Origin of the sequence: Actinoplanes aureus (assembly GCF_015704865.1) — a bacterium.
GTDB lineage: Bacteria > Actinomycetota > Actinomycetes > Mycobacteriales > Micromonosporaceae > Actinoplanes > Actinoplanes aureus.
Window position 1 is genome coordinate 99,851 of sequence record NZ_JADQTO010000032.1, and the last position, 7,556, is coordinate 107,406.

General features: G+C 69.8%; 6 protein-coding genes. 3 read left to right on the forward strand and 3 right to left on the reverse strand.

Features of this window, described 5'->3' with window-relative positions; translation table 11 throughout:
- Window positions 1-35: 35 nt before the first annotated feature.
- Window positions 36-1,490: a glycoside hydrolase family 43 protein gene (locus I4J89_RS41765; RefSeq protein WP_196419752.1), complete on the reverse strand. Its 1,455-nt coding sequence runs from the start codon at window positions 1,488-1,490 to the stop codon at window positions 36-38.
- 182 nt (window positions 1,491-1,672) lie between these two features.
- Here I4J89_RS41765 and I4J89_RS41770 point away from each other — a divergent pair, with 182 nt between their 5' ends.
- Entirely contained in the window at window positions 1,673-3,325 is a 1,653-nt protein-coding gene (locus I4J89_RS41770; RefSeq protein WP_196419753.1) for a methyl-accepting chemotaxis protein, read from the forward strand.
- 32 nt (window positions 3,326-3,357) lie between these two features.
- On the forward strand, window positions 3,358-3,675 hold the full coding sequence (locus I4J89_RS41775; RefSeq protein ID WP_196419754.1) for a PadR family transcriptional regulator: 318 nt from the start codon (window positions 3,358-3,360) through the stop codon (window positions 3,673-3,675).
- 4 nt (window positions 3,676-3,679) lie between these two features.
- On the opposite strand, the gene I4J89_RS41780 is transcribed toward I4J89_RS41775, so the two are convergent.
- The gene (locus I4J89_RS41780; RefSeq protein WP_196419755.1) at window positions 3,680-5,035 is read right to left on the reverse strand and encodes a BNR repeat-containing protein; all 1,356 of its coding nucleotides are present in this window, start codon (window positions 5,033-5,035) and stop codon (window positions 3,680-3,682) included.
- Between the two features lie 220 nt (window positions 5,036-5,255).
- Here I4J89_RS41780 and I4J89_RS41785 point away from each other — a divergent pair, with 220 nt between their 5' ends.
- Complete coding sequence (locus tag I4J89_RS41785; RefSeq protein ID WP_230860492.1) at window positions 5,256-6,641, forward strand: hypothetical protein; 1,386 nt, start codon at window positions 5,256-5,258, stop codon at window positions 6,639-6,641.
- Here the strand turns inward: I4J89_RS41785 and I4J89_RS41790 are convergent.
- Entirely contained in the window at window positions 6,610-7,383 is a 774-nt protein-coding gene (locus I4J89_RS41790; RefSeq protein WP_196419757.1) for an SGNH/GDSL hydrolase family protein, read from the reverse strand. The genes I4J89_RS41785 and I4J89_RS41790 overlap by 32 nt on opposite strands.
- Window positions 7,384-7,556 lie beyond the last annotated feature (173 nt).

Sequence of the window (7,556 nt, forward strand, 5' to 3'; positions counted from 1 at the left end):
GCCGGCGGCGGTTCCCCGCCGCCGGCCGTGCTACGTCAGCTGGTGATGCGGAACGTCGCGTCGGCGCGCTCCTGGGTGGTGCTGATCGGGTCCACCCGCAGCAGGTAGTTGTAGTGCCGCAGGTAACGGGTCGGATAGTTGTACGACTGGAACGACGACCAGCTCGCGTCGGCCAGCCCGGCCACCTGCCGGAAGGTCGCGTCCCCGGCGAACGTGGTGGTCCCGTCGTTCGGCGCCAGGACCATGTCGTAGCTGTAGTGCCGCAGGTAGTACCCCGGGTAGTTGACCGACTCGAAGGAGACGTAACCGGAGTTGTTCGCCAGGCCCGGCACCACCCGGAACTGGGCGTCCTGCGCCGGGCTCACCGAGGCGTCGATGCGGATGTCGAGGTTGGAGTGGCGTACGTAGCGGGTCTGGAAGTTGTACGACTGGATCCGGTTGACCGGGGTGGTCCGGCCCCACTTGGCGAGCACCCGGCTCTCCTCGGCGGCGGTCAGGTTGAGGATCGACCCGTGCCGCTTGCGGGTGGCGCCGAGGCTGTAATCGGTACGCGTCCGGAAGTTCTGGGTGCTGCCCAGGTTGGTCGAGGTCACCGGCATGTAGCCGCGGCCGGTGGCGTACTGGTCGAGCCACAGGTTCCATTCGTTGGTGCCGTTGGTCTGCGCCCACATCGGGCCCTCGACCACGTTGCCGCCGGTGGCGCCGTTGGAGATGCCCAGGTGCTGGAGGTCGCCGATCCGGGTCCAGGTGCCGAGCACCGAGTTGCTGCCCTCGACGGTGATCTGCCCGTCGGCCGAGGCCCGGTAGTACCGGTAGCCGCCGAGGCTGTTCGGCACCTCGATGATCTGGGTGTCGATGATGCCCTGGCCGGTGCCCCGGTCGATGTAGAGCTGCGGGGCGGTGAAGGTGCGGAAGTCGCTGGTCCGCACGTACCAGATGCGGTGCTTGGTCACCCCGTTCATCGCGGAGTTGGTGGCCCAGTAGACGACGTAGTCGCCGGTGGCCGCGTTGTAGATGGCCTCGGGCGCCCAGGCGTCACCGGCGCCGGCGATCGCGCCGGCCACGTTGAGCAGCCGGGGCGCGGACCAGTTGACCAGGTCCGTCGACTCCCACACGACGAGCGACTTGCTGCCGCGGTTGGCGGCGTCGCTCCACGAGGTGCCGCTGGCGATCCGCAGGTCGGTAGCGATGATCCAGTAACGGTCGCCGGCCGGGGAGCGGACGATCGCGGGGTCGCGTACGCCCTTGGTGCCGACCGTGGAGAGCAGGACCGGGCCGCCGTTGTTGAGGTCGGTCCAGTTCCGGCCGTCCTTGCTGTGCGCCAGGTAGATCTGCTCGCCGCTGGCCGACTCCCCGATGAAATGGGCCATCAGGTAGCCGGTGAACGGGTCGAGCGCGGCGGCCGGGCTCACGACGGCAAGCGTCCAGCCGGTGACGGTGAGGACGACGAGGCTGACGAGGGTGCTGATCCGGAGGAGGACTCTGTACATCGGACCTTCTCTGCTGGGGATGTGTTAGCGCTAACGTCGGGGAACAGAATCGCTGGGGGTCAATTGTTTCGCAGTGTTGACGGCCGTAACTTGCTTGTCAAGATGTCCGACCAGGACGCCCGAATGTGAGCGTTGCACCCGGGTTTGCTCACGCGATCGGCGAACCTGCCGATGAGTCGGACATGGGAACGGGAGTACGGCCGAACGCCGCACAGGTGACCGCCAAGCGCAATCCGGTGGCGGGCCGGCTCGCCGACTTCGGCGTCGGCGCGAAGATCTACGTCTCGGTGCTCGCCATCGCGCTCGCCGCGCTGGCCATCGGGCTGGTCTCTGTCAACCGGATGAGTGAGCTCAACGACGGCATCACCCAGATGAAGACCCGGCACGTCGACGCGCTGGTGCAGCTCAGCACCCTGCGCGGCGCGGCCGGTGACGGCGCCTCGAACATGTTCGGCTGGGCCATGGGACAGGACGCGGCCAGCAAGACGGCCTCCCGGGAGCAACTCGAGGAGGCGGACGAGGCGTTGGCGGCCGCGCTGGCCAGGTACCGCGAACTGGCGTCGGACTCGCCGGAACGCCTGGCGGCGGCCCAGAAGGTCGACGAGGAGTTCACCTTCTTCCGCAACCTGCGCAACGTCGCGCTCTTCCGCGAGGCGCCGGCCGCCGGCTTCCAGATGCCGCCCGCAGCCGAGGTCGGGGCGGCCTGGACGCGGACCCAGGAGAACCTGAAGGCGGCGATCCTGGAGTTGCAGCAGGTCGAGGACGCCGAGTCCACCGAGATGGCGGCGGACGCCGAGGAGACCTACCGGGACGCCCGTACCCAAATGATCATCTTTGTGGCGGTGGCTCTGCTGCTCGGCCTGGGCCTGGCGACCTTCGTCTGCCGGGTCATCGTCCGGCAGCTCGGCAGCGTCTCCACCTCCCTCGCGGCGGTCGCACAGGGCGACCTCACCGTGCCGGCCGAGGTGCAGGTCCGCGACGAGCTGGGCGGCATGGCCGTGGCGGTGAACACCGCCCGGGACAGCCTGCGTGACATGGTGGGTCAACTGACCACCAGCTCGCACATCCTGGGCCAGAGCACACAGCGGCTGACCAGCGCCACCGAGCGGATCGGCGAGTCGGCACAGCAGGCGGCGGCCCAGGCCGACGCGGTCTCCGTCGCGGCCGGCACGGTCTCCACCAACGTGCAGACCGTCGCCGCCGGCAGCGACGAGATGGGCGTCTCCATCCGGGAGATCGCGGAGAGCGCGAACGAGGCCGCCCGGGTCGCCTCCGAGGCGGTCGGCGTCGCCGAGACCACCAACGCCACCGTCTCCAAGCTGGGCGACTCCAGCGCCGAGATCGGCAACGTGATCAAGGTGATCACCTCGATCGCCGAGCAGACGAACCTGCTGGCCCTCAACGCCACCATCGAGGCGGCCCGGGCCGGCGAGATGGGCAAGGGCTTCGCCGTGGTCGCCAGCGAGGTCAAGGATCTGGCCCAGGAGACCGCGCGGGCCACCGAGGACATCTCCCGCCGGGTCGAGGCGATCCAGTCGGACACCACCAACGCGGTCGCCGCGATCGGCGAGATCTCGCAGATCATCGCGCGGATCAACGACTACCAGCTGACCATCGCGTCGGCGGTCGAGGAGCAGACCGCGACCACCGGCGAGATGAGCCGCAGCGTCGGCGACGCGGCGCAGGGCAGCACCGAGATCGCCAGCACCATCACCGGCGTCGCGTCCGCCGCGCAGAGCACGACCGCCACCCTGGCCGAGGCGAGCGGCACCGCGAACGAGCTGGCCGGCATCAGCGCCGAACTCCAGCGGGTGATCGGCCGCTTCCGGATCTGAGGCCCTATATAGAGTTCGTATAGAGTAAGCCGATGCGGATCACGATACCGACCGCACGGATTCTGGCCGTGCTCCTGGCGGAGCCCGACGCCGATCGGTACGGGTTGGAGCTCATGCAGGCCACCGGTCTGGCCAGCGGCAGCCTCTATCCGATCCTGCACCGCCTCCAGGAGGCCGGCTGGCTGGCCGCCCACTGGGAGGAGATCGATCCGTCCGCCGAGGGCCGCCCGGCCCGCCGCTTCTACCGGCTCACTCCGGACGGGGTGGTCAGCGCGCGGCAGGCGCTCGCCGAGTTGCGGGCGCAGACGTCCGTGCCGGCCCCGGTTCCCGGCACGGTCAAGCCCGCGTGAGACCTCAGCCGGAGACCGACCAGTCCTGGACGTCGATCTGACTGCCTCCGTACCGGGGCGCGAAGATGCTCAGCGTGCCGAGCGACCGCAGCCGCTGATGGTCGATGAGCGGGTCGGAGTAATAGACGGCTGACGAGGTGTAGCGGATGGTCCAGTCGGTCCAGCCGGACGCCTTGGAGGCGGTCTGGATGTGCAGCTTGCGGGTGGTCGAGTCGCCGCTGGCGACGTAGAGGTTGTCCCGCGCGTCCACGGCGATGTCGCCGCGGGACAGGCGTTCCAGGAACGGCGTGTAGGTCTGGTGCCACACCTTGCTCGCCTTGTCGCGCCAGTAGTGCACCAGCACCGCGGAGTTCCGGGCGGCGGTGAAGTCGCTGTTGCTCGCGGCCGCGGCGGGCAGGTGCGAGGCCAGTACGTGCACGACGCCGCCGGCGTCGACCACCTGCGACTCCTGGTTGATCAGCCCGCGGTTCTGACCGATGTTCCACACCCGGAGGTTCGCCGCGTCCGAGCGCAGCGGGCTCGAGCCCGTGGTGGCGATGACGGTGCCCGCGTTGTTGCGCCAGGTCCGTCCCTTGTCCTTGCTGTACGCGTAGTACAGGTCATGGTTGGTGCTGGCGTTCGACGTCTCCCGGACGGTCCAGGTGACGTGCAACAACGGGTTGGCCGGGTCGTAGTTGTCGTACTCGATGCCGAACAGGTAGGCGTTGTTGCCCGCGGTGGTGCCGTCGATGAACTCGCCGACGTAGCTCCACGCGCCTGCCCGGTACTCGTACAGCACCTCGTCGCCGGTGCCGCTGTAGCCGGTGCGGATGGCCAGTTGCAGCGTGCCGTCCGGGTGCGCGAAGAACTGCGGGTACGTCACCACGTCCATGCTCGTGCCGGTCAGCCTGGTCTGTACCGCGCCGAATCCGCCGGTGGACCAGGTCGATGAGGTGGCCAGCCCGGCGACCGACCGGCGGTAGCCGAACTGCGACGAGTGGGTGTCGAAGGCCAGGTGGATGGTGCCGTCGGCGGGGGCGATCCCGATGCTGATGGTGTTGTGCGAGTCGGTGGAGCTGGTCATGTAGTCGGTGAGGCGCAGGTTCTGCCAGGCGCCGGAGGGCAGTTGCCGCCGGGAGAGGTTCACGTATCCGCTCTGGTCCCAGAACGCCGCGTACTGCCGGCCGGCGAAGGTGACGATGCCGTCCTGCTGGAAGGACTCGCCGTTCATGTAGCCGGTGTAGGTCAGCGCGGTCCGGCCGTTCGTGGTCAGCACGGTGGTCGAGGTGTGGGTGACGGTGGGCGCGGCGGCGGCTGCCGGCGGTGCTGCGGCGACGACCAGGGTGATCGTCAGCAGGGCAATTGCCGTGAAACGTTTCATAGAATGGCTCCCAGGTGGCGGGGAGGGGGATGTTCCCGAGACCTTAGGCCCGTTCATCAATCGACGCAAGACGATGCATTGAGGCCCCGGTTGGGAGCGCTCCCTGCCGCTTGACCGGCGACGGTGAGCCGGTAAGGTCGTCCGCTGCGACATCCTCCGGTCCGTCGGAGCGCAATTTAAGCCGCCCCTAATCGAATCTTAAAAGGCCGAGGAAATGGACATGCGCGCAACGCATTCGTACAGATCGGTCGCGGCGGTGATCGCCGTGGTCGCCGCTCTGGCCGCGGGAGGCTGCTCCGCGGACGACCCGGAGAGCGGCACCAGCCCGGTCGCGGCGAACTCGTCCGCGCTACCCGGCTCCGCCGCGGCCGGACCGCCCGCGGCGGGCGCTCCCTCCGCCGGGCCCAGCGTCTCCGCACCCGTGCCGAAGGCTTCGGCGACCACCAGGACCGGGGCGTGCGGCCGGACGGCGTCGGCCAAGCCGGTCGCCCAGGTCACCGAGGTGAAGCTCGGAGTGAAGGTGACCGGGTACGGCGGGGAGGGCGACACCGAACCGCTGCCGATGGCGATCGCGGCCCGCCCCGACGGCGGCTCCTGGCTGGCCTGGCGGGGCACCGACGGCAAGGTCTACCTGGGCGAACTGGACTGCGCCGACAAGCTGGTCGGCAAGCCCACCAGCTTCGCCGGGATCGACCTCCAGGACGTGCAGGCCGACGCGAACGGCGGTGTCCTGCTGCTCACCCGCAAGGGCACCTGCGGCACCGGGCCGCTCTGCGGTGGCGAGTCGAGCCCGTGCAACACCATGCACATGATCCGGTTCGACAACTCCGGTAAGCAGGTCTGGCAGCAGCAGGTCACCAACCTGACCGGTGGGCGTACCGGTTACGACGACGGGGCCCGGTTCGTCTGGTGGTACCAGCATCACGGCCGGCTGGCCACCGACGGCAAGAACTGGGCGGCCTACTTCGGGGTGGCCATCACCGTGCGGAACGGCAACTGTGTGGACATCCACCAGGGCGACCGGATCCAGGTGGTCGGCGCCGACGGGAAGCTGGTCAGCGGGCACCGGGACGCGGCTTCGGTCGGGTGCAGTCACGCCTGGACGTCGCGGATCGTCTGGGATCCCAGGACCAAGCGGTTCGTGGCGGTCTGCGCCACCGACAACGACTGCCGGATCGCGCGGCCGAACCCGTACCGGACGGTGGCGGCGGGCAAGTGCGACGGCACGCTGTTCGGCGGGGATCTGGTGCTGGCCAAGAGCAAGGGCTACTGGACGGCCTGGAGCCAGGGCGGATCGGTACGCCTGGAGCACTTCACCACCGGCAAGTCGGACACCACGATCCGGACCGGGGTGTCGTCGGCGCACCCGCACCTGGTCGCGTACGGCACCGGGCGGATGCTGCTGACCTGGCAGTCCGGCTCCACGATGGCCGCTCGCGTATACGACTCCGGCACCGGCAAGGCGATCGGCGCCGAGTTCACGATCAAGGCGAAGGACCACAGTTACCAGGCGTTCAAGGCGTACCCGGACGGCAGCGCCGCCTACCCGGCCGCCGGTGGCAGCGGCACCTCGATCAGGATCGCTCGGGTACTGCCGGTGAGCTGATCGAGACCCAGTCGAGGTACTTGCCGGTCCGGTCGTCGCCGGACGACCGGCCGGCGAGCCGCCGCTGGATCCAGGGAAGCACGTGCTCGCGGTAGTACCGGGCCTCGGCGAGCAGGCTGCGACTCGCCGACGGGCCGGGATCGATCACGTGCGCCTCGGTCGGGTAGCCGAGCGCGTCGAGCACCATACTGGCGACCCGGCGGTGCCCGGCCGAGTTCAGGTGCAGCCGGTCCGCCGACCAGTAGTGGCGGCGCTGGATCTCCTTGTCGTTGAACATGTCGACGAAGACCACGTCGTACTGGTCCGCGAAGCCGCGCACCGCCTCGGTCAGCGCGGCACCCTTCGGGCGCATCCGGCTGCCGAGTGGCAGATGCCCGGAGGGGTCGGCGCCGCTGAGCAGCAGGACGCGTACGCCCGCCTCGTTGCACCGCCGCACCGCGCGCTCGGTCAGCTCCACGAGGCGGGCCAGGTCGCCGCCCGGGCGCAGCATGTCGTTGCCGCCGCCGTTGAGGGAGAGCAGCGTGGGCTGCGGCGACAACGACAGAGCCGCGTCGAGCTGCTCGGTGACGATCGGTTCCAGCAGCCGGCCGCGGATCGCCAGGTTCGCGTACTGGATGGCCTCGCCCTCGCCGGCAGCGATGCCGGCGGCGACGAGATCAGCCCAGCCCCGCTCGGTGCCGTCGGGCTGGGTGTCGCCGAGCCCTTCGGTGAAGCTGTCTCCGATAGCGACATACCGCGTCATGCCGTGTCTCCCGTCGGTCCCCGCTGGTGCTGAGCAACGACGTTACCCGTCGGTAGGCGAGGTTGGCCCGGCCTTGTGGGGCGGGCGACACCCGCCCGGCCCGGCGCGCCCTTCGCCCGGCGCGCCCGCGCCGCGCCGGGCCGTGCCGCGCCGGGCGTGCCGCGCCGCGCCGG

Coding starts and splice junctions, on each gene's coding strand:
- I4J89_RS41765 (WP_196419752.1), bottom strand. CDS start 1,490: ATGTACAGAGTCCTCCTCCGGATCAGCACCCTCGTCAGCCTCGTCGTC.
- I4J89_RS41770 (WP_196419753.1), top strand. CDS start 1,673: ATGGGAACGGGAGTACGGCCGAACGCCGCACAGGTGACCGCCAAGCGC.
- I4J89_RS41775 (WP_196419754.1), top strand. CDS start 3,358: ATGCGGATCACGATACCGACCGCACGGATTCTGGCCGTGCTCCTGGCG.
- I4J89_RS41780 (WP_196419755.1), bottom strand. CDS start 5,035: ATGAAACGTTTCACGGCAATTGCCCTGCTGACGATCACCCTGGTCGTC.
- I4J89_RS41785 (WP_230860492.1), top strand. CDS start 5,256: ATGCGCGCAACGCATTCGTACAGATCGGTCGCGGCGGTGATCGCCGTG.
- I4J89_RS41790 (WP_196419757.1), bottom strand. CDS start 7,383: ATGACGCGGTATGTCGCTATCGGAGACAGCTTCACCGAAGGGCTCGGC.